This window comes from Aeromonas sp. 603757 (genome assembly GCF_049171255.1).
GTDB lineage: Bacteria > Pseudomonadota > Gammaproteobacteria > Enterobacterales > Aeromonadaceae > Aeromonas > Aeromonas veronii_A.
Map to the genome: position 1 here is coordinate 40187 of NZ_JAAKOE010000013.1, position 22825 is coordinate 63011.

The 22825-nt window shown below is 55.4% G+C and carries 20 protein-coding genes and 1 pseudogene; 11 read left to right on the top strand and 10 right to left on the bottom strand.

Annotation, left to right across the window (positions count from 1 at the left end; all coding sequences use genetic code 11):
• Positions 1 to 370 precede the first annotated feature (370 nt).
• Positions 371 to 820, bottom strand: coding sequence for an FMN-binding protein MioC (gene mioC / locus G5332_RS13420; RefSeq protein WP_201959052.1), 450 nt, complete (start codon positions 818 to 820; stop codon positions 371 to 373).
• Positions 821 to 1216: 396 nt separating this feature from the next.
• On the opposite strand from mioC, the gene G5332_RS13425 reads away from it, so the two are divergent.
• The 9 genes and pseudogenes from G5332_RS13425 (at position 1217) to G5332_RS13465 (ending at position 13381) form a co-directional block, all read left to right on the top strand.
• On the top strand, positions 1217 to 3313 hold the full coding sequence (locus tag G5332_RS13425) for a TonB-dependent siderophore receptor (RefSeq protein ID WP_421172843.1): 2097 nt from the start codon (positions 1217 to 1219) through the stop codon (positions 3311 to 3313).
• A gap of 79 nt (positions 3314 to 3392) precedes the next feature.
• A complete protein-coding gene (locus G5332_RS13430) occupies positions 3393 to 5039 on the top strand; it encodes a multidrug ABC transporter permease/ATP-binding protein (protein WP_421311283.1) in 1647 nt (548 codons plus the stop codon).
• A 46-nt stretch (positions 5040 to 5085) separates the two neighbouring features.
• A complete protein-coding gene (locus G5332_RS13435) occupies positions 5086 to 5850 on the top strand; it encodes an ATP-binding cassette domain-containing protein (RefSeq protein ID WP_421172841.1) in 765 nt (254 codons plus the stop codon).
• A gap of 33 nt (positions 5851 to 5883) precedes the next feature.
• Positions 5884 to 6768 (top strand): ABC transporter substrate-binding protein, encoded by an 885-nt coding sequence (locus G5332_RS13440; protein WP_421172858.1) that lies wholly within the window; start codon positions 5884 to 5886, stop codon positions 6766 to 6768.
• Entirely contained in the window at positions 6765 to 8747 is a 1983-nt protein-coding gene (gene fhuB / locus G5332_RS13445; RefSeq protein WP_421172840.1) for a Fe(3+)-hydroxamate ABC transporter permease FhuB, read from the top strand. The genes G5332_RS13440 and fhuB overlap by 4 nt, the downstream gene beginning before the upstream one ends.
• Before the next feature lie 24 nt (positions 8748 to 8771).
• Positions 8772 to 9005, top strand: a pseudogene (locus tag G5332_RS13450) (IS3 family transposase); the annotation flags it as partial.
• A 189-nt stretch (positions 9006 to 9194) separates the two neighbouring features.
• Positions 9195 to 11069 (top strand): HAD-IB family phosphatase, encoded by a 1875-nt coding sequence (locus G5332_RS13455; RefSeq protein WP_421311284.1) that lies wholly within the window; start codon positions 9195 to 9197, stop codon positions 11067 to 11069.
• A gap of 40 nt (positions 11070 to 11109) precedes the next feature.
• A complete protein-coding gene (locus G5332_RS13460) occupies positions 11110 to 12384 on the top strand; it encodes a hypothetical protein (protein ID WP_227341693.1) in 1275 nt (424 codons plus the stop codon).
• A 16-nt stretch (positions 12385 to 12400) separates the two neighbouring features.
• Positions 12401 to 13381: a hypothetical protein gene (locus tag G5332_RS13465; RefSeq protein WP_421172839.1), complete on the top strand. Its 981-nt coding sequence runs from the start codon at positions 12401 to 12403 to the stop codon at positions 13379 to 13381.
• Here the strand turns inward: G5332_RS13465 and G5332_RS13470 are convergent.
• The 9 genes from G5332_RS13470 to G5332_RS13510 form a co-directional block, all read right to left on the bottom strand.
• Positions 13334 to 13525, bottom strand: coding sequence for a hypothetical protein (locus G5332_RS13470; RefSeq protein ID WP_227341694.1), 192 nt, complete (start codon positions 13523 to 13525; stop codon positions 13334 to 13336). The two genes, G5332_RS13465 and G5332_RS13470, sit on opposite strands and share 48 nt — an antisense overlap.
• A gap of 162 nt (positions 13526 to 13687) precedes the next feature.
• The gene (mnmE, locus tag G5332_RS13475; RefSeq protein WP_139459600.1) at positions 13688 to 15049 is read right to left on the bottom strand and encodes a tRNA uridine-5-carboxymethylaminomethyl(34) synthesis GTPase MnmE; all 1362 of its coding nucleotides are present in this window, start codon (positions 15047 to 15049) and stop codon (positions 13688 to 13690) included.
• Positions 15050 to 15148: 99 nt separating this feature from the next.
• Positions 15149 to 16795 (bottom strand): membrane protein insertase YidC, encoded by a 1647-nt coding sequence (yidC, locus tag G5332_RS13480; protein ID WP_088868083.1) that lies wholly within the window; start codon positions 16793 to 16795, stop codon positions 15149 to 15151.
• A gap of 5 nt (positions 16796 to 16800) precedes the next feature.
• Complete coding sequence (yidD, locus tag G5332_RS13485) at positions 16801 to 17049, bottom strand: membrane protein insertion efficiency factor YidD (protein ID WP_075116235.1); 249 nt, start codon at positions 17047 to 17049, stop codon at positions 16801 to 16803.
• Positions 17016 to 17375, bottom strand: a complete 360-nt coding sequence (gene rnpA / locus G5332_RS13490; RefSeq protein WP_005342318.1) for a ribonuclease P protein component — start codon at positions 17373 to 17375, stop codon at positions 17016 to 17018. The genes yidD and rnpA overlap by 34 nt, the downstream gene beginning before the upstream one ends.
• Entirely contained in the window at positions 17375 to 17509 is a 135-nt protein-coding gene (rpmH, locus tag G5332_RS13495; RefSeq protein ID WP_005307156.1) for a 50S ribosomal protein L34, read from the bottom strand. The genes rnpA and rpmH overlap by 1 nt, the downstream gene beginning before the upstream one ends.
• A gap of 270 nt (positions 17510 to 17779) precedes the next feature.
• Positions 17780 to 18514 carry an amino acid ABC transporter ATP-binding protein gene (locus G5332_RS13500; protein WP_005339311.1) on the bottom strand — a complete coding sequence of 245 codons (735 nt, stop codon included), beginning with the start codon at positions 18512 to 18514 and terminating at the stop codon, positions 17780 to 17782.
• Between the two features lie 12 nt (positions 18515 to 18526).
• Complete coding sequence (locus G5332_RS13505) at positions 18527 to 19195, bottom strand: amino acid ABC transporter permease (RefSeq protein ID WP_019445518.1); 669 nt, start codon at positions 19193 to 19195, stop codon at positions 18527 to 18529.
• Positions 19196 to 19954, bottom strand: coding sequence for an amino acid ABC transporter substrate-binding protein (locus G5332_RS13510; RefSeq protein WP_005339308.1), 759 nt, complete (start codon positions 19952 to 19954; stop codon positions 19196 to 19198).
• 311 nt (positions 19955 to 20265) lie between these two features.
• On the opposite strand from G5332_RS13510, the gene dnaA reads away from it, so the two are divergent.
• Both dnaA and dnaN read left to right on the top strand, forming a co-directional pair.
• Positions 20266 to 21636: a chromosomal replication initiator protein DnaA gene (gene dnaA, locus G5332_RS13515; RefSeq protein WP_005339307.1), complete on the top strand. Its 1371-nt coding sequence runs from the start codon at positions 20266 to 20268 to the stop codon at positions 21634 to 21636.
• Between the two features lie 83 nt (positions 21637 to 21719).
• Entirely contained in the window at positions 21720 to 22823 is a 1104-nt protein-coding gene (gene dnaN / locus G5332_RS13520; RefSeq protein ID WP_005339306.1) for a DNA polymerase III subunit beta, read from the top strand.
• Positions 22824 to 22825 lie beyond the last annotated feature (2 nt).

Consider the following 22825-nt stretch of genomic DNA (forward strand, 5'->3'; position numbering starts at 1 on the left):
AGGATCTTTAGATCGATCTTTTACTGGATCTCTTATTAGGATCCGCCCTTTCTGTTGATAAGCACTTTTTGATCATAAAGATCATTAATTTAAGGACGATCCTAGCTTGTGGAAAAGCTTGGATCCTGGCCCGGTGAACGAGGGGATAACCAGGACTTTTATACACAGAGGTCTGTCGGTCTGGATCTAATACATGGATAACTATAGGTTTTGCAGAGCTTTACACCGTAGTTATGCACATTACCCCTGGGCATTGTGGGTAACCTTGTAGAACAACTCCCCCGGATCAATCTGTTAATAACATGGTGGATAGTCGATCTGGGGATAAGTGGGGAGATCAAGCTTTTTTTCAGGATCTCCCGCACTCTGATCAGGCGATCATCGTCATCCAGTCGCGGATCCACACTTCTGCTGCATCTTCGGGGATCTCGTGTTGGGTCACATCGATGTCGAGCCGCTCGCCGATCCGGCTGGCACCGCACTCGGCCAGCAGGCGATCCAGCGTCTTGCCACCCTGGCAAAAGGTGTCATAACTGCTGTCACCAAGGGCGATCACGCCATATTTCAATGAATTAAGATCCGGATGCTGCTCGGCAAGATCCTTGGCGAAGGGTTGCAGGTTGTCGGGTACATCACCGGCACCATGGGTGGAAGTGACCACCAGCAGGATGGATCCCGTATCATCCAGCACCTCTGCCAGCTTGGCCGGGTTGTGGATCCGGGTCTGGTGCCCAGCCTGTTCCAGCAGGTTGGCGACGTGGTCTGCGACATATTCGGCGGCGCCCAGCATGGAGCCGACGACGAGATTGAGTTTGGCCATGGAATGGATCCTGATTTCAGACAAAGAAACGGAAAGCCGGATTCTACCGCCAAAGGGTGTGGATAAATATGGATAAAGCTTGGGGATAATGGATCCAGTCAGATAATGCCGCCGGATCCATCCTGCCGATCTTTTTTCTGCTTCTTTATTTTCCTCTCAATTTTCTTCTCCGCTAATGGCTCTCCTGATGGCTCCCATCTCCCGCGAAATCCTGCCAACGATGCAGTCAGATAACAATGTAGATGCAAATGATTAGCAATTATTGAATCGATTCGATCACGGCTCCTGTAGTAGGATTGCGCTGTTTTATTCGCCCATGGAACAGGGTGATGTCGTGACAAACGACCACAAATAACAATTAAAACAACATAACTCATTGATAAACGAGACTTTAATATGATTGCGCAAAAATACACTACAGGACCCGGCAAGAAGGGCGCCTTCGGCGTGCTTTCGCTCTCCGGTTTGCTCGTCTCCCTGCCGCTGATGGCCGAACAAACCACCGCTGAGCTGCCCAAAGCCAGCGAAACCATGGTGGTGACAGGTACGGCTATGAAGGTGGAAGTGCCGATGGCCGAGACCCCTCGCGCCGTCTCCGTGGTTAATCGCGAGGAGCTGGATCAGCACGCCGTGTTGCAGCTGGATGAAGCGATTCGCTACCGTTCCGGCGTATTGACCGGTCTCTATGGTTCCGACAACAACACCGACTGGTTCAAAGTCCGTGGCTTCGATGCCGCCTCTTATCTGGATGGTAACCGGTTGTTTGGCACCGGCTATTACGTCTGGACGCCGGAACCGTTTGGTCTGGAGAATGTAGAAGTGCTGAAGGGGCCAGCCTCGATCCTTTACGGTGAGGCGCCTCCGGGCGGGGTGATCAATGCCATCAGCAAGCGGCCGACCGCCACGCCGCAAGGGCAGGTGGATCTGCAGCTTGGCAGCCGGGATCATCGTCAAGTCGGGGTGGACGTCTCTGACGCGCTCTCCGACAACAGCCGTTACCGCATGGTTGCTCTTTATAAAGAGCGTGATGGTGTGCTCACCGGCACCTACAACGATCGGGTTTATCTGGCGCCGAGCGTCACCTTCGATCTTTCGGATCGTACCAGCCTGACCCTGCTGGCCAGCTTCCTGCACGACGAAGGGGTCCCGACCAACGGCTTCTTCCCGGTCTATGGCACCCTGAATACGTCAGGTGGCCAGATTGATCCCTCCACCAACCTGAGCCAACCGGATTACGATCGCAACCGCAATACCCAGATCTCCACCGGTTACGAGCTGGCCCACCAGCTCAACCAGACCTGGGAGTTCAAGCAGAACGTCCGCTTCAACTATAACGATCTGCTGCTGCGCCAGACCTATATCTTCCCGACCTATGAAGGCACAACTGCCAGTCGTGGCCTGGTTTACCGTGATGGCAATACCAAGAGTGCCACCATGGATAACCAGATGGTGGGCTACTGGAACACCGACAGCACCGAGCAGACCTTGCTGCTGGGGGTGGATCTGCAGCGTCACGTCAATGAAGGGGTCGAGGCCGACAACTACGCCATGGGCACCATCAATACCATGAACCCGGATTACAGCGGCTTCCCCGGTTTTGACGAGTCGACCGCCACTCACCAGAAGAGCTCCAAGGGCCAGAGCGGCCTCTATGCCCAGCACCAGATCCGCTGGGACGATCGCTGGTTGCTGACTGGCGGTGGCCGTTTCGACTATGTGGAAACCCACAACACCAATACCAGCAAGGACGAGCGCCAGTACGATCACGAGTTATCCCTCTCGGGCAGCCTGATGTATCTGGCTGACAACGGCCTCTCTCCCTACTTTGCCTATGCCGAGTCGTTCGAGGTGCTGCCGGGGATCGATCCTAACACCCGAAACTCCTACAAGCCGCTCAAGGGCAAGCTCTACGAGACCGGCGTGAAGTATGCGCCAGCCTTCCTCGACGGTTACATCAATCTGGCGCTGTTCGATCTGGCCCAGACCAACTCGCTGGTCTCTACCGGTTCCGGCCAGCAGACCCAGGCGGGTGAAGTGACCTCTCAGGGGGTTGAGCTGGAAGGGAGCGTGCAGGTGACCGATGCGCTGCGTCTGACCGCTGCTTATACCTACACCGATGCCAAGACCAACGACACCGGCAGTGGCGATCGCCGTGCCAGCCTGATCCCTCGCCACCAGGCCTCCTTCTGGGGTAACTACAAGGTGCAGCAAGGGGTGGCTTCGGGTCTGGAGCTGGGTACCGGTGTACGTTATATCGGTTCCAGCGTGGGTATTGGCGCCGTGAATGCGGACTACACCCCCATCTACGGCTCTGCCGAGGTGCCGGCCCATACCGTGTGGGATGCGATGATCGGGTATGACTTTGCCAAGAACTGGCGCGCCCAGCTCAACGTCAACAACCTGCTGGGTGAAACCTACGTGGCCAGTTGTGACTACTACTGCTACTACGGCGAGCCGCGCAGCGTAGTGGGCAGCATCAACTACCGCTGGTAATCGAAGTCGGGCGGGAACCGGGTTCCCGCCCTTCTTTTCACCCGCAGTTGTTCTGATATATCTGGAATACCGGTCCGTTATGGAACTCTTGTCTCTGGTTTATCGCCAATATCGTTGGCCTTTTATCGCCATTACCCTGCTCAGTCTGCTCAGTGCCGTCAGCGGGATTGGCGTCATTGCTTTTATCAATCAGTCTCTTATCGAATCTATAGGTGATCCGCTGCCGATCCTCGGTCAGCTGGTCGGCCTGATTGTGTTGCTGCTGGTGATCACGCTCGGATCTCAGCTGGCCTTGACCACTCTCGGTCACCATTTTGTCTACCGGTTGCGTGGCCGTCTGCTCAAGCAACTGTTGGATACCGATGTCGCCCGCATCCGCCAGATTGGTCAGGGGCCACTGCTGGCCTCCCTCTCCAGCGATATCGGCCAGATCACCATCGCCTTCGTGCGCCTGCCTGAGCTGGTGCAGGGGCTGGTGCTCACGCTGGGTTCTGCCCTTTACCTTGGCTGGCTCTCTCCTGCATTGCTCGGGGTGACTGCGCTCTGGGTCACCGTCACCATGGTGGTGGGCTGGTTGCTGGTGAACCGTGTTTATCGCCATCTCTCCCACATGCGTCAGGCCGAAGATCGGCTCTATCAGAACTATCAGGCCATCATCGCGGGCAGCAAGGAGCTGGCGCTCAACCGCGAGCGGGCTCACTTCGTTTACCACCAGCTCTATGAGCAAAATGCCCGTGACTACCGCCAGCAGATCATCCGCGCCGACACCTATCACCTGAGCGCGGTGAACTGGTCGAATATCATGATGCTGGGGGCGATCGGTCTGGTCTTCTTTCTGGCCAACGGCCTTGGTTGGGCCAACACCAATGTGGCCGCCACCTTTGCGCTGACCCTGCTGTTCCTGCGTACCCCGCTGTTGCAGGGGATTGGCGCCCTGCCGACCCTGCTTGCCGCTCAGGTGGCGTTCGACAAGATCGCCGCCCTCAATCTGGCCGAGCCGGATGCGGACTTCCCGCTGCTGCCCGCCATCCGCCCCTGGCAGCGTATCGAGTTGGAGCAGGTGAGCTTTCACTATCAGGGGGAGGGCGGCTTTGCCGTTGGCCCCATCGATCTGGTCATCGAAAAGGGGGAGCAGATCTTCATCATCGGTGGCAATGGCTCCGGTAAGTCGACGCTGGCCATGCTGCTGACTGGCCTTTACCAGCCGGTATCGGGCCGGATCCTGCTGGATGGTGAGCCGATCACCGATCGCAACGGCTATATGGCGCTCTTCTCCGCCATCTTTACCGACTATCACCTGTTCCAGCACCTGCTGGGGCCGGAACCCAAGGATGAGCTGGTGGCCGAGTGGCTGGAGCGGTTGCAGATGGGCAGCAAGCTCACCATCGAGGATGGCTTTATCGCCGATATCGATCTCTCCCAAGGGCAGCGCAAGCGGGTCGCTCTGCTGCTGGCGCTGGCCGAGCAGCGCGAAGTGATGCTGTTTGACGAGTGGGCCGCGGATCAGGATCCCCAGTTCCGCCGCATCTTCTATCAGGTGCTGCTGCCGCGCCTCAAGGAGATGGGCAAGACGGTGATTGCCATCAGTCACGACGATCACTACTTCCCGCAGGCCGATCGCCTGCTGGAGATGCGTCAGGGCCAGCTCACTGAACTGACCGGGGCGCGCCGCGCCGCAGTGAGCCGCGATGCGATCGCCCATCTGGATTGCGAGGTGCCGGCTTGATGCCGGCACCGATGAGACTGGCGGCAAGCCAGCACAGGAATTGCTTATGTTCGAGATGAAATCAGCCAGCTTCACGGTCAATGACCGCGCGCTGCTGCACCCCACCGACCTGCGTTTCGAGCAGGGACAGGTCTATGGCCTCATCGGCCACAATGGTTCGGGTAAATCGACCCTGCTCAAGCTGCTGGCTCGCCAGCAACCCCTCAGCGACGGCGAGATCCTGTTCGATGGCAAGCCGCTGCCCGACTGGGGCAACCGGGAGTTTGCCCGTCAGGTGGCCTATCTGCCCCAGCATCTGCCGAGCGCCGAGAATCTGCTCGGGCGGGAGCTGGTGGATATGGGCCGCTACCCTTGGCGTGGCCTGCTGGGCCGGATGGGGGCGGAGGATCTCCGTCAGGTCGAGCGTGCCATCGCTCTGACTCATACCGAACGTTTTGCCGATCGGCTGGTGGATACCCTCTCCGGCGGCGAGCGGGGCAGGGTCTGGCTGGCGATGCTGCTGGCCCAGGAGAGCCGCTTCATCCTGCTGGACGAGCCGCTGGCCGCGCTGGACGTGGCCCATCAGGTGGAGGTGCTGACGCTGGTCAAGCAGTTGAGCCGTCAGCTAAACCTCGGGGTCATCATCGTCATTCACGACATCAATATGGCCTCCCGCTTCTGTGATCGGCTGGTGGCGCTCCACTCCGGCCGCCTGCTTACCCACGGCGAACCTGAGGGGCTCATGACCAGTGAGACCCTGCACGCCATCTATGGCATTCCGATGGAGGTCATTCGCCACCCGGCTCATGCTCATCCCATCGCCATCGTCTGACCGGGGGCTCTCTTGAACCGTTTATTGAAGAAGATGGCACCCTGCCTTATTAGCCTGCTGCTGCCACTTGCGGCGCAGGCCGACACATCCCCGATCGCCTCTGCGCCGCTACCCCGTGTCGCCACCGTCGACTGGACCATAGCCGAGACCCTGCTGGCACTCGGGGTGACTCCGCTGGCCGTTGGGGATGTTGGCCCCTATCAGGCATGGGTTGGCGAGCCACGGCTACCCGCCGGAGTGGTGGATATCGGCCTGCGCACCCAGCCCAACCGTGAGCTGCTGGCAGAGCTCAAACCCGACCGCATCCTCATCTCGCCGCTGGCGGCCCCGCTGGCGCCAACTCTTTCCCGCATCGCGCCGGTGAGCACCATCGCCCTCTATGATGGGCAAACCGATCTGTGGCAGAGACTGCACGAGGTGACCCTGACTCTCGCCCGTATGGTGGGCAAAACTGCCGAGGGCGAACGGCTGCTGGCCGGGCTGGATCGGGATCTCGCCAGCATGCAGGCCGGATTGCCTGCGGATCTGCCGCCCCTGCTGGTGGTGCAGTTTATCGATGAGCGCCATGTGCGGGTGTTTGGTCGCCACAGCCTGTTCGATGCGGTGATGACGCGGCTCGGGCTGCGTAATGGCTGGCAGGAGCAGACCAATGACTGGGGTTTCTCGGTGGTCAGCATCGAGCAGTTTATGACCTTGCCAACCGCGCGGCTGGTGGTGGTCGATCCCATCCCGGTAGGGGTGAGCGAACGGCTGCAGGAGCCTGGGCTGTGGCAGCATCTGCCGCTGGTACGCCAAGCCCCCGTGCTGCATCTGCCTGCGGTCTGGAGTTTTGGCGGCGTACTTGCCGCCCGCCGTTTCGCCGGTCTGCTCAGCGATGCATTGCTGCAAGATGCCCAGCGTATGGAGGCGAGCCGATGAAGCGACTGCTCACATCGCCGCTGCTGCGGTCGGTCTCGATCCTGCTGGGGTTGACCCTCTCGCTCGCGTATTGGGAGCTGGCTCGCCAGCTGCCCAGTGCGCTCTGGTGGCAGAGCCTGTTCACCCCCAATCTGAATGACGTCAGCCAAGCGGTGGTGCATTTCAGCTGGCTGCCCCGCTTGGCGGTCACCCTGCTGGCCGGGGCGGCGCTCGGGCTGGCGGGTACCCTGATGCAGCAGGTGCTGCGCAACCCGCTCGCGTCACCGACCACCTTGGGGGTAGCCTCCGGCGCTCAACTGGCGTTGATGATGGTGACCCTATTTGCCCCCTCCTGGTTGCTGCTGGGGCGGGAGTGGATCGCCATGGCCGGCGGCAGCCTTGCGATGGCACTGGTGTTTGCCCTGGCCTGGCGTCGCCAGCTCAATCCGGTGGTCATCGTCTTTGCCGGGCTGGTGATCAACCTCTATCTGGCGGCCATCAGCATGGGGCTCTTGCTGTTCTTTCAGGAGGAGCTGAAAGGCTTGCTGGTGTGGGGCAGTGGCTCGCTAGTGCAGAACAGCTGGAGCGGGGTGAGTTATCTGTTGCCCCGCCTGCTGGCAGCCGCTTTGCTGGCCGCAGTACTGGTGCGCCCGCTGGCGGTGCTGGAGCTGGATGATGCCAGCGCCCGCAGTCTGGGGGTCTCCCTCCAACACTTGCGACTGGCGGGGCTTGGCTTGGCGGTATTTGTCACCGCTTGCGTGGTGAGCGTGGTTGGGCTAATCGGCTTTATCGGATTGGCAGCGCCCGCCATGGTGCGGCTGCTCGGGATCCGTCAGCTTGGCCAACGGCTATTGTGGACACCGATCCTCGGCGCCCTGCTGCTGGCGGCGACCGATCTGCTGCTGCAGAGTCTGAGCCGCTTCTGGCCAGTCTTGATCCCCACTGGCGCCATGACCGCCATGCTGGGCGCGCCGCTGCTGCTCTGGCTGATCCCGCGCCTTGGCATCAAGTCGGGTACGCCAAAGGCAAACGCCGGCCTGCTGGTGGCCCGCCATCCGGCACCGGCTCGCCTTATTGGCCTGTTGCTGGTCGGGCTGATGCTGGCCGTGGTCGCCTCCCTGCTGGTTGGACAGGGGATGATGGGCTGGAGTTGGCCAAGCTGGCTGCGCTGGCAGGCCCAGCTGGAGTGGCGGCTGCCGCGCACTCTGGCGGCGGGGGCTGCTGGCGTGCTGCTGGCGCTGGCGGGCACCCTGTTGCAGCGGGTCAGCAACAACCCGATGGCGAGCCCGGAGTTGCTGGGGGTTAGCGGCGGCACCTTTATGGGGGTGATAGCGACGGCCTTACTGCTGCCAGCTTTGCCGTTGCCCATAATGCTGCTGGGCGGCCTGATCGGGGCCTTCGCTTGTCTCTTGCTGCTGGTAGTGGTCAATCGCAAGCACGGCTTCCAGCCGGAGCGGATCCTGCTCTCAGGTATCGCCATCACGGCGTTGTTTGAGCCGCTGCAGGCCATCGCGTTGGCCAACGGTGACCTGCGGGTGCAGCAACTGCTCTCATGGATGTCCGGTTCCACCTACTACGTCACCCTGCCGGTGGCCTATGGGCTGGTGGGGCTGGCGCTGTTGATGCTGGCCGCCTGCCTGCTTGTCAGCCGCTGGCTCGATCTGCTGCCAATGGGGAGTGCGGTGGCGACCGCGCTGGGCATTCGCCTCAACAGTGCCCAGCTCGCCATCCTGCTGCTGGTGGCCGTGCTCACTGCCAGCGCCACACTGGTGGTGGGGCCGCTCTCCTTCGTTGGTCTGCTGGCACCACATATGGCCAAGCTGATGGGGTTGGTGCGGGCACGCTGGCACCTGCTTGGGGCCGCCGCTTCCGGCGCCCTGTTGATGGTATCGGCGGACTGGGTCGGCCAGCAGATCCTCTTCCCGCAGGAGGTGCCGGTCGGGCTGGTCTCCACCCTATTAGGGGGCGCTTACTTCATGTGGTGCCTGCGCCGCCTTTAGGTTTGTGGATTGGCTATCGTGTAGTCGGATCAGGGTTGCCAATATGGCAGTAACGATAGGCAGTGTTTTTTGGGGCCAATAACTTGGCCCCCAATATGAGCCGACGTGGCAACTGTTGGGATCATGCTGTCTCTGAATCGTTCTTCAGTTCGCTGAAAAAAAGATCGCATCATAAAAAGGATCAACAAAACCCACGATCTGGTCCGCGCCGAAATCTTCGATTGCATTGAAGCGTTCTACTACAGAGTGCGACGCTAGAGCCACCTTGGATGCGCGTCACACCAGAGGTCTTCGAATAAGTCTCGTCGTGAGAACAGAATATGTCTACCATCGTGGGCTAAGTCCATCTGATCTGGGTATGATCCTGCGCCAGATTGTCTCGACTTCACTTGCTTATTGTCTTATAAATACAAACGTTTAGATATTGCCAATCTAGCGAGGCAAAGGATGAAATTTATTTTCGATCTCGACGGAACTCTTAGCTGCTGTGAAACATTGCCTATCATAGCTAAAAGTTTCAATGTCACTACGCAAATAGAAGAGTTAACTGCCCAGACTATTAATGGTCAGATCCCATTCATGGAAAGTTTCATCAAGCGGGTTGACATACTTGGTCACCTAGATGTGGCTCAAGTTGCTCGCATCGTAGCGGATATTCCCCTTAACCAGTCTCTGCTCGATTTTATCAATAGTAACCGTGATGACTGTATTATTGCCACTGGAAATTATAATGGCTGGATCGCAGAATTAGCCAAAAAAATAGAGTGCGTAATTCGTTCATCAGAAGGGGAAGTTGATGCCAATGGCAAGGTTCGATTAACCAAAATACTAAAGAAAGAAGATATTGTTAAAGAGTATCAAGCGCAAGGTGAGCAAGTCGTTTTCATCGGTGATGGAAATAATGATGCTGAGGCCATGAGGATCGCTGATGTTTCTATTGCTTGCGGCTTGATTCACCAACCGGCAAATACGGTCATGCAAGTTGCAGATTATGCAGTATATGATTCTGTTGCTATGCTCAGGTTACTGCAACAGATAAAATCACCTCAAAATGGAAGGTCAGTGGTAATTAGTGCTGCGGGGGTTGGTTCGCGCCTTGGGCTGGGACAAACAAAGTCGCTTATTAAGCTACAAGGGGTGCCACTTATTCATCTACAGCTAGAACAATTCCGGCATGTAAGTGATCTTAGAATAGTTGTTGGTTTTCAGGCTAGCAGTCTTATTGATGAAGTATGCTCGATCAGAAAAGATATTATTTTTGTTTTCAATCACGATTATTTTCACTCTAAAACTGGCGCTAGTCTCTATCTTGGTGGTAAACATGCTAATGAAATGATTATTGCTTGGGATGGGGATCTATTAGTTCACCCAGATGATATTGCTCAGTGCATTGAAGCAGAGCAAGAATTTATTGGGGTGAGTCAAAAAGTGAGCGAAGACGCAGTTTTTGTGAAGCTTAATGAACAAGAACAAGTTGTTTCATTTTCCAGAGATGATGGTGATTACGAGTGGTCTGGACCTGCTGCCATCCGCAGGGAAAATATAAGATTTACCTCGGGCCATCTTTACAATCTTTTAGAACCATTATTGCCAATGTCTGCGAAGATAATACGAGCGCAAGATATTGACACTTATGAAGACTATAAGAAAGCTGTTGATTTTGTGGACTCGTGGAGTAGTGGTAATCATAAAATAAATAGTTATTATGAAAAACTAGCCAGCAAAATAAAATCACCAATAGAGACTAGAAATAAAGCCCCCGATTTTTCTATTTTTGATATTGAGTTAGTCAAACATTTCTCAGATAAAAGTAAAACCCTGCTTGATCTTGGTGCTGGTACTGGGCTGCTTGTTAATCACCTTACAGAAGATTTCTCTAAAATAGTCGCTGTAGAAAAATATTCTAACTTTAGCGATTTTATAAAAAGAACGGACAACCTGAAAGTTATTAATGAAGATCTCAATATATTTGATGTGGCAGAGAAATTTGATCTTGTTACCATTTTTGGTGTGATGAATTTCTTTAATAGAACAGAGGCGGAACGGATTTATCAGAAGGCTCGCTCATGGATACGACCTGCTGGTACTTTGATAGTCAAGCATCAGATGGGGTGTACTGAAGATGTCATTGTTGATGGTTACTCCAAAGAGCTAGGAACAGATTACTACTCTGAATATAGATGGCTACAGCATGAGATAGATCTTATACGTCAAGCCGGTTTCAGCATTAAGGAAGTTGTTGATATTTATCCAAAAGAGTACAACCGATGGGATAACACCCATTTCTATGCCCTTGTCTGTATACCTGAAGAGAGCAGTTAGGCAAAACTGTACTGAATAATAATTATTGGATGACGATACCATGAGTCGATTTACGCGTTTTCTCCAATCATTCCTGAGGCGTTCAGGAAAGTGCGATGCTGATCTCATTTTTTCAGAACAGCTGGTTAATCTGAGTCAGGGGATTGAGCAAGGTAACCAGCAACTGTCAGAGGTGCAGCTAACTCTGCGTGATGATATCTCCAGACTTCAGGCTATAACAGAACTTCTGTGCGAGAAAGTCAGTTCATTACCGGTGATGTCATCAGCCAATGTCCACGATGTGATAGTTACAGCGGCTGAGCTTGAAGATGTTTTTGTTGGTATTTCTAAAAATATCAAGAGTTGGCAGCAGTGCAATATAGTTTTTGCATGTCCAGTGCTACATGATGGTGTCTCGTTACTGTTGCAAGATCAGGAAGTTATTTATGTTCGCAATGTTGACGATTTTGTATTGCATTTGAAAGATCGTCATGTAACAAGTATTGGTATCACATCACCTTGGCTGATGCAGGATTTTATTGGTGAGCGACATATCCTAAATCTACTTCTGAGGGCTTGTCAAAGTCATATTTTATATATCGATAATTGCCATTTTGTGGTACATAGCAAGAACACTAGAAAACGTCTTCATAAGGTTGGTTTCTATGAGATAGCACAGCTTTCGGAAAATCAAAAATGTGATTTTGTCTCTATTGGATGTTTGCCTGATGGTTCTTATTCTGTATTTGGTTCTGCACCGGCGATTTATACTGAGTCGCCCAGCTGTGTAACACTTAGGGCGGCTAGACTCCCAATTTGCAATACCGAAAATTTCTATTGGGAGAATTTGATGATAACACCATTTGATTCGACCAAGATTGGTTTTATGGCGCCAGCTGATGGTTTTTCTCTGGCCATTGCTCAGGCAAAAACTGCTGTAGATGATGTGATTAGTATAAAGGCTAAATTTTCGTGGTTGGGGGCTGGGAGTGGACATGCTTCTCTGGTCGCTTGCTATTCAGGCCCGCAAGATAGTCATATGTATGCCTGTATGCTTCAGGCATCCACGGCAGATATGCCTGTTATCACATTATGGGTTAATGATGGTAGTTGGAGGATAATAAGTGAGCCTAAATTTATACCATGTGAAGAGGTGAATGTTACCGCTGGGCAGTACTCTACTATTATTGCACTCTCTGTCATGTCTACCAAGGTAATGGTTGAGGTTGGCAGCACTCTCATTATTGATGTCATTGACACCAAGTTGACGCGTACACCGCGAGTGGGGATAAGAGCAAGCGATAATCAGTTTGCTGTTTCTCAAATTACCACATAATAAAAGGCCAGACCTCATGAAAATTGTTACCTCAGGCGTAGATTCTGAGTATGTGTTGGCTGATTTATGCAAATACCTTAGGGCGGTTGGTTATGATGTCACAGAGTTGGATTTTGGCCAACTCACAGCGCAGGATGAAGATTTACTTGCCCCCTTTATTGGTGAGGATGTTGTCTACATTACATCAGCACATACTAATTTAACTAGAGATGTTGCAAAGTTTTTGGCGCCAAAATTTAATGAACACTACCCAAATTATTCATCGCCATTAGAAATAATTCAAAAATTAAAACCTAAGAAATCCATATATATTCCACATGATCTTCTTACTCCTTTTGGAGATAAAAATCTCAATGAACTAAGGTTTTTGGATCTTTTTGACTACATACTTACGCCTTTTTCATCCTCTGCACTCCAGGCGACCTTGGGTCGTCATACGAAAGTCATAGAAAGTGGATGGATAAAGCATACAAAAAGTGCTCGTCCTAGCCAGCCAGCCCAAAAAAATAAACCGAGGATTGTACTGTTCATCAGTATGTTTGAACACTTGCGTCTGAGATTTGGTGATTCAGGAATAGTCGATTACTTTGCTCCGCTTATAACGGAAAATGTCAGAGTCAAGTTACCTGCTTGGCGGGACGTGGCGCAGGTAGAGAAATTATTCAATAATCGTTTTCCCGATTGCATCATTCCCGCTGAGGAGTGCTCGATCCGAGCGATTCAGGAGGCTGATGTTGTGTTGTGCAACGGTGCTTCCTCCATACACGCCGAGTCCATTCTAATGGGGCGGCCCACAGTCTGCCTGTTGGATGATGAGGGCTTGCCCTCCGATGAGCAGCGCAGCAAGCTGGGACATCTCCAGGCCATTCTGTTTCATGACTATCGGCAACGAGCACCATTGGCAGATGAGTTTGTCGAGCAGGCGATGAAATATCACAGCAACTTCCCGTCAGCCCACTTTGATTATGGTGTAGTGGAAAACATCATCAGCAAGTGATGCTGTGGTCATTGTGATGGCGCAGTGGCGTTTGTGCTTGCGGATGCCCGTGGTTGGTTCAAGGTAGGAGCCGGCGTAATAGGTTAAGCGCAGAGCGCGCTTGCCTTCGGCGTCAGGTTCGCGGAATTCGATGCTGATCTTCATAATTGTCCCCCGAAAGTACCCCGAGAGGTTACTTCGGGGTACTCTCGGGGTAAATTCTCACGAAACAAGATCAGGCAAGAATAGTCAGTAAAAAACAAAGTTCAATATTTACAATGTCTTATATTCTCGCTGGCTGCTTTTTATTGCTGATTTTTCACCACATTACTTGCCGATGCAGAAGCTGGAGAAGATGCGGCCCAGCAGATCGTCGGAGCTGAATTCGCCGGTGATCTCGGAGAGGGACTCCTGCGCCAGGCGCAACTCTTCGGCCACCAGCTCGCCGGCCACGAACACTTCCAGCTGCTCCTTGGCCACCAGCAGGCGCTCGGCGGCGCGCTCCAGTGCATCCAGATGGCGGCGGCGGGCCATAAAGCCCCCCTCGGTGTTGCCCTGGAAGCCCATGCAGGCTTTCAGGTGTTCGCGCAGGGCGGGCAGCCCCAGTTCGGTTTTGGCGGAGATGCGGTAGACGGCGTGGCCCAGCTCCTGGCTCGGTGCCAGATCCTCGCCGGTCAGGTCTGCCTTGTTGCGAATGACGGTGAGGCCGATGTTTTTTGGCAACCGATCAACAAATTCCGGCCAGATCTCCCGCGGGTCAACCGCATCTGTGGTGGTGCCATCCACCATAAACAGCACCCGATCGGCCTGTTCAATCTCGGCCCAGGCGCGTTCGATACCGATCTGCTCCACCTTGTCCTGAGTGTCGCGCAGACCGGCGGTGTCGATGATGTGCAGCGGCATGCCATCGAGATGGATGTGTTCGCGCAGCACGTCGCGGGTGGTACCGGCAATCTCGGTGACGATGGCTGACTCGCGCCCTGCCAAAGCGTTGAGCAGGCTCGATTTGCCGGCGTTGGGACGACCTGCGATCACCACCTTCATCCCTTCCCGCAGCAGAGCGCCCTGTTTGGCTTCACTGCGCACGTCGTCCAGCTCGGACATGATGCTGTAGAGGTCGCCCGCCACCTTGCCGTCAGAGAGGAAATCGATCTCCTCGTCCGGGAAGTCGATGGCCGCTTCCACATAGATGCGCAGCCGGATCAGGCTCTCCACCAGTTGCTGGATTTTGCTGGAGAACTGCCCCTGCAGGGAGTGCATGGCGCTGCGAGCGGCCTGTTCGCTGGAGGCTTCGATAAGGTCAGCGATGGCTTCGGCCTGGGCCAGATCCAGCTTGTCGTTGATGAAGGCGCGCTCGCTGAACTCGCCGGGGCGGGCAGGGCGGATGCCATCGATTTTCAGAATGCGGCGGATCAGCATGTCCATGATGACGGGGCCGCCGTGGCCCTGCAGCTCCAGCACATCCTCGCCGGTGAAGCTGTTGGGGGCTTTGAACAGCAGGGCGATGCCCTGATCCAGTACCTGGCCTTGCTCATCCTTGAACGGCAGATATTCGGCGTAGCGCACCCGAGGGAGCTTGCCGAGCACTATCCCGGCGACCTGTTCGGCGGCGGGGCCGGAGACCCGGACTATGCCGACGCCACCACGGCCTGGCGCGGTGGCCTGGGCCACGATCGTATCTGTTGTCATCTTGCTTGGCTCGTTTGTTCGCTGATAGGAAAACGTAGTGGGGGACATTGTAATAAAAAAGGCGGCCCGAAGGCCGCCTCTTTTGTCATCACGGGAAGATTAGCTGCGTGAATGCAGTCCTTTCTTCTCCAGCTGACGATAGATGATGGTCTGCTGGATGATGGAGATGACGTTGCTCACCAGCCAGTAGAGAGTCAGGCCAGCCGGGAACCAGAGGAACATGAAAGTGAAGATGATCGGCATGAACTGCATCACTTTCTGCTGCATCGGGTCGGTTACGGTGGTCGGGCTCATCTTCTGCAGATACCACATGGAGGCACCCATGAGGATTGGCAGCACGAAGAAGGGGTCCTTCACTGACAGGTCAGTGATCCACAGGGCAAACGGCGCGTGGCGCAGCTCAACAGACTCCATCAGTGCCCAGTAGAGGGCAATGAAGATGGGCATCTGAACCAGGATCGGCAGGCAGCCACCCAGCGGGTTGACCTTCTCCTTCTTGTACAGCTCCATCATGCCCTGAGACATCTTCTGGCGGTCATCGCCGAAGCGCTCGCGCAGGGCCGCAATCTTGGGTTGCAGCATGCGCATCTTGGCCATGGAGGTGTACTGGGCCTTGGTCAGCGGGAACATGATGCCGCGCACCAGCAGGGTCAGCATGATGATGGCCAGACCCCAGTTCTGGACGAAACCGTGGAACACGGTCAGCAGCCAGTGCAGCGGTTGGGCGATGAACCACAGCCAGCCGTAGTCGACAGTCAGGTCGAGGTGGTTAGCTACCTTGGCCATCTGGTCTTGCAGCTTGGGGCCGACCCACAGTTTGCTGGTCACTTCGGCCTGTTGACCGGCAGCCACGTCAACCATTGGCGCCTTGTAACCGATGATGGCCTGGCCTTTACCCGGGATCACGCGGCTGTAGAAGCTGTTGGTATCGTCGGCATTCGGAGCCCAGGCAGAGACGAAGTAGTGTTGCAGCATGGCGACCCAACCACCCTTGGTGGTCTTGTTCAGGTCGGCATCCTTCATCTCGTCGAAGGTGTACTTCTTGTAGCGTGTATCTTCAGTGGAGAAGGCACCACCACGGTAAGCGCTGGCTACCATGGCATGACCTTCCTGATCCTTCGGCGTTGCTACGGTCTGCTTCAGCTGACCATAGAACTGCACCTGAACCGGCTCGGCAGATTTGTTGTCGATCTTGTAATCAACGCCAACGGCATAGTCGCCACGCTTGAGGATGAACTCCTTGGTGAAGACCACGCCTTTGCTGTCGGTCCAGGTCATCGGAACGACGACTTGATCCTGACCATCGGCCAGCTGATAGCTGGTCTGGGCGGCTTCATAGGTAGGACGACCTTCGGCCTGACTGTCCGGACCGTTGCGACCCACCAGACCGCTCTGGGCGATATAGAGGTGCTCAGGCTTGCTGGTCAGCAGCACGAACGGTTGGTCCTTGCCCTCTTCCAGTTTGTGAGACAGCAGTTCGGCAGACACGATGTCGCCACCCTGGGTATCCAGGGTCAGCTTGAGCACGTCAGAGGAGACTGTGATCAGCTTGCGTGCGGCAGTCGCGTTGGCTTGCTCGGAAACCTGAGGAATATCACCGGTCTGACCGGCTTCAGGTACGAAATGTTCGGTTTGGGCCACGGTAGTCGGGGCCGGCTTCGGAGCCTTGTCGGACTCCCACTGTTGCCAGAGCAGAAAGCTCACGAACAGCAAACCGATCAGGAGTAGATTGCGTTGTGATTCCATAGTTTTCAGTTTCTTCGCTTTGGTTGCGGAACCGGGTCATAACCACCCTCGGATAAGGGATGGCATTTTAATAGACGTTTGCTGGCTAACCAAACGCCTTTTATGAAACCGTGAAGTCGGATGGCTTCTATCGCAAATTGGGAACAAGTCGGGGTAAAACGGCAGCGCGGCCCGAGCAGAGGGCTAATGATTAGCTGATACAGGCGTATCAGTTTGATAGCTACCCATTGCAACGGCGTGACAGGGTGCGCCATAGCTTTTCCAGTAACTTGAACAGTTCCTCGTTATCCATCTCTTTCACACCGGCCTTGGCGATCACCACGATGTCGATAGCGGGCAGCTGATGTTGTTTGAGGCGGAAACTTTCCCGAACCACCCGTTTGACACGGTTACGCCAGACGGCACGCTTGAGTGCTTTTTTGGGCACAGCGAGACCAAGACGAGGGTGTTCGAGCGAATTGGGAGAAGCGAGAAGGGTAATCTGCGGAGAGGCGGCCCGGACAGGCTCGGCAAAAACGCGTTTGAAGTGTTCGGGAGTTAACAGACGTAACTCCCGAGAGAAGGTGTGCTGGGTAGGCATTAGACTACCAGGCGGGCACGACCCTTGGCACGACGAGCGGCCAGAACTTTACGACCGTTGGCAGTTGCCATGCGGGCGCGGAAACCGTGAGAGCGCTTGCGCTTCAGGTTGGACGGTTGAAAAGTACGTTTCATGATTCGATTCCGTATTTCTGTACAGTTTTGATTGTCACACTTAGCCGACGCGCCAGCTATAGCGTGTGACGACTAGCAAAAGAGGCCGAATTCTAAACAGAGTTCGGCTTTTAGTCAATCCGCCGTTCCCTCTCATCCTGCCATGGTCTTGAAAAGGCCACTGCCGAGCGTGAGGATCCAGAGGATCAAGGGCTCCGGATTATACTGGCAACCCGGGGTTAAACAAGGGATCCCTCAATAAAAAAGGCGGCCAGGCCGCCAAAGAGAGAGCTATTTAAGGACTTTCCGCAAGAACTCCCGGGTACGGGGATCCTTGGGATCGACCAATATCTGATCCGGCGGGCCCTGCTCGACGATCCGCCCTCCTTCCATGAAGATCACCCGATCGGCAACATCACGAGCAAATTCAATCTCATGAGTCACCACCACCATGGTCTGGTGCTGGCGGGCCAACTCTTTCATCAGTCCCAAAACCTCGTCGACCCACTCGGGATCGAGGGCCGAGGTGGGCTCGTCAAACAGGATCACCTTGGAGTGGGCCGCCATGGCGCGGCCAATGCCGACCCGCTGCTGCTGGCCGCCCGAGAGAGACGCCGGATAGGCATCCTGCTTGTCGGCAAGACCAATATCCTTGAGGATGCCGAGCGCTGTGGCGCGGGCCTCCGCTTTTGGCTGCTTCCAGACGGTGATCAGCCCTTCGGCGATGTTGTCGAGCGCCGTCTTGTTGGCAAACAGGGCGTAGTTCTGGAACACGAAGGAGGCTCGTTTACGCAGCTCGATCGCCTGCTGTTCGCTGGCCTTGGCCAGATTCAGCTCGAGATCGTCGATGGCAAGGGTGCCCGCATCCGGGGTCTCCAGCAGGTTCAGGCAGCGCAACAGGGTCGACTTGCCGGTGCCGGAGGGGCCGATGATGACGACAATTTCCCCCTTTTTGACCTCCAGATCGATGCCGTTGAGCACCTGATTGCCGTGATATGCCTTGGAGAGGCCGGTTAGCTTGATCATGAACGCCCTCCTTTAATAGGCACGGTTGAGACGGACTTCCAGCAGATGCTGCAAGCGGGTAAAGAAGATCACCACCACCCAGTAGATCAGCGCCACCGCCATAAAGCTCTCGAAGAACTTGAAGGAAGAGGAGGCTTCCATCTGCGCTTTGCCCATGATCTCGGCCACTCCCAGGGTGAAGGCCAGTGAGGTGCTTTTGATCATGTCGATGAAGTAGTTCATCAGCGACGGGGTGGCGATGCGGGCTGCCTGCGGCAGGATGATCCGCTGCATCGCCTGATAACGGCTCATGCCGATACTGAGCGCCGCTTCCATCTGGCTTTTGTGAATGCCGAGGATGGCTGCGCGGATCGACTCGGCCATGTAGGCGGCGAAGTGCAGGGTCAGACCGACGATGGCGGCGGTAAAGGCATCCATCCCCACGAAGATCGGGAACAGTTGCGGCAGTCCGTAGTAGAGCAGGAACAGCTGAACGAGTAGCGGTGTACCCCGAAAGAACGAGATATAGAGCATCGCCAGCCAGTGAATCGCAGGGACGCGAAACACCCGTACTATCGCCAGGGCCAGCGAGAGTACGAGTGCTAGCACGAATCCCCACAGGGCCATCTCCATCGTGGTGCCCAGGTATTTGAGCAGGATGGGAAACAGCCCCAGCGTGTATTCGAGGTCAAATTCCATCATTTATTTGTCGGTGATGTCGGAAGCGAACCATTTCTCGGAGATCTGACGCAGGGAGCCATCCTTGCGCATGGCGGTCAGAGCCTCGTCGACCTTCTTCAGCAGCGCCTGTTTCTCCGGGGTCTTCAGGAAGGGCAGGGCGTTCTCGATAGTCTCGAACGGTGCGCCAGCCTGTTGCAGCGGCAGCTTGGACTCTTTGATCAGCTGGGCGGTGGAGACGCGGTCCATCACGAAGGCATCGATGCGACCCAGGGCGACATCCTGCTCGAAGGCGGAGTCATAGGTGCGGATGTCGATCTTCTTGTTCGGGTCGTTCTTGCGCAGCAGCTCTTCGAAGTTGGAACCCAGGTTCACGGCCACCTTCTTGCCTTCCAGATCCTTGATGCCGTGGATGGTGCTGTTGCCCTTGCGTACCACAATCTGGGCGCCGTCATAGACGTAAGGCTGGGAGAAGTCGTACTTCGCCTTGCGCTCGTCGGTGATGGTGATCTGGTTGGAGATGGTGTCGATGCGGCCGGTTTCCAGCATGCCGAACAGGCCGGAGAAGCTGGCGGTCACGAATTCGACCTTGTAGCCGGTGCGCTCGCCGATCTGGTTCCACATATCCACTTCAAAGCCTTGCAGCTTGTCCTGCTTGACGAAGGTGAACGGGAAATATTTGCCAGACATGCCGACCTTGATGGTCTCCTGGGCGATGGCCTGACCGGACAGGGTGGCGAGCAGGATGGCTGCGCCGGAAATCAGTTTGATGGATGTTTTCATGGTGTTTCTCTCTCTCAATGTCTTGTATTTGTAGTTGTAATAACTGGTTTGGCCCTGATGTTATTGGAATAAAATTTAAAAAATAAATGACATTTGGTTATATGAAATAACAGGAGAGAAGCACGGGATCGACCAATCCGGACGGTGGATCAAGCTGTGGGTAACTTTGGGGATGAAATCCGATCCAAAGGCGCTGGATCCTTGAAAGTCAAGGATCTTATTTGCTGGATCCACCGGGCGATGGCTGGAGATCCGGCGGCTAAAAACGTAGAATAGCCGGTCTTTAGTTAATCAATCGACAGGAGTTTAGAGTGACTGCTTCGCTATGGCAGCAGTGCCTTAACCGGCTGCAAGATGAGTTGCCCTCGGCAGAATTCAGCATGTGGATCCGGCCGCTTCAAGCGGAGTTGAGTGACAATACTCTGACCCTGTATGCACCGAATCGCTTTGTTCTGGACTGGGTACGAGACAAGTATCTCATCCGGGTTAACGGCATCATCAACGAACTCTGCGGGGTCGACGGCCCCGCCCTGCGTTTTGATATAGGTAATCGTCCCCATCCTGTTGCTGTCGCCAGAGCGCCGGTACAGGGTGCCGCGCCTGTGAATAACTTGCAGAAGAGCTGGGAAAGCAAGGCTGAAGCCAAGCCCGAGCCGAACCACAAGAGCAACACCAACGTGAACTATACCTTCGAGAATTTCGTCGAGGGTAAGTCCAACCAGTTGGCGCGTGCGGCTGCCCGTCAGGTAGCGGACAATCCGGGTGGTGCTTACAACCCGCTGTTCCTCTATGGCGGCACCGGCCTGGGTAAAACCCACCTGCTGCACGCCGTTGGCAATGCCATCAAGGAGAGTAAAAAAGATGCCAAAGTCATCTATATGCACTCCGAGCGGTTTGTTCAGGACATGGTGAAAGCGCTGCAAAACAACGCTATTGAAGAGTTCAAGCGTTACTACCGTAGCGTCGATGCCCTGCTCATCGATGACATCCAGTTTTTCGCCAACAAGGAGCGCTCCCAGGAGGAGTTCTTCCATACCTTCAATGCCTTGCTGGAAGGTAACCAGCAGATCATCCTGACCTCGGATCGCTATCCGAAGGAGATCAACGGTGTCGAGGATCGCCTCAAGTCCCGCTTCGGCTGGGGCCTGACCGTGGCGATCGAACCGCCGGAGCTGGAGACCCGCGTCGCGATCCTGATGCGCAAGGCAGACGAGAACCAGATCCATCTGCCGGACGAAGTGGCCTTCTTCATCGCCAAACGTCTGCGATCCAACGTCCGTGAACTGGAAGGCGCCCTCAACCGGGTGATAGCCAACGCCAACTTTACCGGCCGTGCCATCAACATCGATTTCGTGCGCGAAGCGCTGCGCGACCTGTTGGCACTGCAGGAGAAGCTGGTCACCATCGACAATATCCAGAAGACGGTGGCGGAGTACTACAAGATCAAGCTGGCGGATCTGCTCTCCAAGCGTCGTTCCCGCTCTGTTGCCCGTCCGCGCCAACTGGCGATGGCACTGGCCAAGGAGCTGACCAACCACAGTTTGCCGGAGATAGGTGATGCCTTTGGTGGCCGTGACCACACTACCGTTCTTCATGCCTGCCGCAAGATCGAGCAGCTGAAGGAGGAGAGTCACGACATCAAGGAGGACTATTCCAACCTGATCCGTACCCTTTCTTCCTGATAACGGAATCGAGTGGACAGATGCAGCGCGAATATTCCAACCTGATCCGAATCTTTTCCTCCTAATCACAACGGAGAGCACAGATGCAGCTCGAAATTAGCCGTGAGGCCCTGTTACGTCCTCTGCAACTGGTGTCCGGCGCCCTCGGCGGCCGACCGACCCTGCCGATACTCGGCAACGTGCTGCTTGATGTCAGCAACGGTCTGCTGTCACTGACCGGTACCGATCTCGAAGTAGAGATGATCGGTCAGGTCTATCTGAACGGGGCCAGCGAAGATGGCCGCACCACAGTACCGGCGCGCAAGCTGCTGGATATCTGCCGTGGTCTGCCGGAAGGCGCCGAGATCCGTCTCAATACCGAAGGCGAGCGCCTGATCATCCGGTCCGGTCGTTCCCGCTTCAACCTCTCGACCCTGCCGGCGACCGAGTATCCGAACATCGAGGATTGGGAATCCGTGCTCGAGTTCGATATCAGCCAGCTGGAGCTGAAGAAGCTGATCGATGCGACCCAGTTCTCCATGGCCAGCCAGGATGTGCGTTACTACCTGAATGGCATGCTGTTCGAGAGCGAAGGTCACGGTCTGCGCACCGTAGCGACCGACGGTCACCGTCTGGCCACCTGCCGCCGCGAGGTAGTAGGGGAATCGCTGCCCGATCATCAGGTTATCCTGCCGCGCAAAGGGGTACTGGAGCTGGTGCGTCTGCTGGAGGCGGAAGACAAGCCGGTACGTCTGCAGATCGGTCGCAGCAACCTGCGCGCTGCGCTGGACGGCTTCATCTTCACCTCCAAGCTGGTGGATGGCCGCTTCCCGGACTGGCGCCGCGTCATTCCGCGCAACAGCGACAAGGCCCTGATCGCCGGTCGTGAGGATCTGCGTCAGGCGTTTGCCCGCGCCGCCATCCTCTCCAACGAGAAATTCCGTGGGGTGCGTCTCAATCTGCAGGAAAACCTGCTGCGCATCACCGCGAACAACCCGGAACAGGAAGAAGCCGAAGAGCTGCTTGACGTACAATATGCCGCTGGCGAGATGGAGATCGGCTTTAACGTCTCTTATGTGCTCGACGTGCTGAATACGTTAAAATGTGACCAAATTCGGATTAGCCTGAGCGATTCCATCAGCAGTGCCATTATTGAGGATTTTGAACATCAGGATGCTCAGTACGTGGTGATGCCGATGCGGATCTAGTC

Bases quoted from the DNA above. Each gene is read 5' to 3' on its own strand.
- mioC (WP_201959052.1), bottom strand. From the start codon at position 820: ATGGCCAAACTCAATCTCGTCGTCGGCTCCATGCTGGGCGCCGCCGAA.
- G5332_RS13425 (WP_421172843.1), top strand. From the start codon at position 1,217: ATGATTGCGCAAAAATACACTACAGGACCCGGCAAGAAGGGCGCCTTC.
- G5332_RS13430 (WP_421311283.1), top strand. From the start codon at position 3,393: ATGGAACTCTTGTCTCTGGTTTATCGCCAATATCGTTGGCCTTTTATC.
- G5332_RS13435 (WP_421172841.1), top strand. From the start codon at position 5,086: ATGTTCGAGATGAAATCAGCCAGCTTCACGGTCAATGACCGCGCGCTG.
- G5332_RS13440 (WP_421172858.1), top strand. From the start codon at position 5,884: ATGGCACCCTGCCTTATTAGCCTGCTGCTGCCACTTGCGGCGCAGGCC.
- fhuB (WP_421172840.1), top strand. From the start codon at position 6,765: ATGAAGCGACTGCTCACATCGCCGCTGCTGCGGTCGGTCTCGATCCTG.
- G5332_RS13455 (WP_421311284.1), top strand. From the start codon at position 9,195: ATGAAATTTATTTTCGATCTCGACGGAACTCTTAGCTGCTGTGAAACA.
- G5332_RS13460 (WP_227341693.1), top strand. From the start codon at position 11,110: ATGAGTCGATTTACGCGTTTTCTCCAATCATTCCTGAGGCGTTCAGGA.
- G5332_RS13465 (WP_421172839.1), top strand. From the start codon at position 12,401: ATGAAAATTGTTACCTCAGGCGTAGATTCTGAGTATGTGTTGGCTGAT.
- G5332_RS13470 (WP_227341694.1), bottom strand. From the start codon at position 13,525: ATGAAGATCAGCATCGAATTCCGCGAACCTGACGCCGAAGGCAAGCGC.
- mnmE (WP_139459600.1), bottom strand. From the start codon at position 15,049: ATGACAACAGATACGATCGTGGCCCAGGCCACCGCGCCAGGCCGTGGT.
- yidC (WP_088868083.1), bottom strand. From the start codon at position 16,795: ATGGAATCACAACGCAATCTACTCCTGATCGGTTTGCTGTTCGTGAGC.
- yidD (WP_075116235.1), bottom strand. From the start codon at position 17,049: ATGGCGCACCCTGTCACGCCGTTGCAATGGGTAGCTATCAAACTGATA.
- rnpA (WP_005342318.1), bottom strand. From the start codon at position 17,375: ATGCCTACCCAGCACACCTTCTCTCGGGAGTTACGTCTGTTAACTCCC.
- rpmH (WP_005307156.1), bottom strand. From the start codon at position 17,509: ATGAAACGTACTTTTCAACCGTCCAACCTGAAGCGCAAGCGCTCTCAC.
- G5332_RS13500 (WP_005339311.1), bottom strand. From the start codon at position 18,514: ATGATCAAGCTAACCGGCCTCTCCAAGGCATATCACGGCAATCAGGTG.
- G5332_RS13505 (WP_019445518.1), bottom strand. From the start codon at position 19,195: ATGATGGAATTTGACCTCGAATACACGCTGGGGCTGTTTCCCATCCTG.
- G5332_RS13510 (WP_005339308.1), bottom strand. From the start codon at position 19,954: ATGAAAACATCCATCAAACTGATTTCCGGCGCAGCCATCCTGCTCGCC.
- dnaN (WP_005339306.1), top strand. From the start codon at position 21,720: ATGCAGCTCGAAATTAGCCGTGAGGCCCTGTTACGTCCTCTGCAACTG.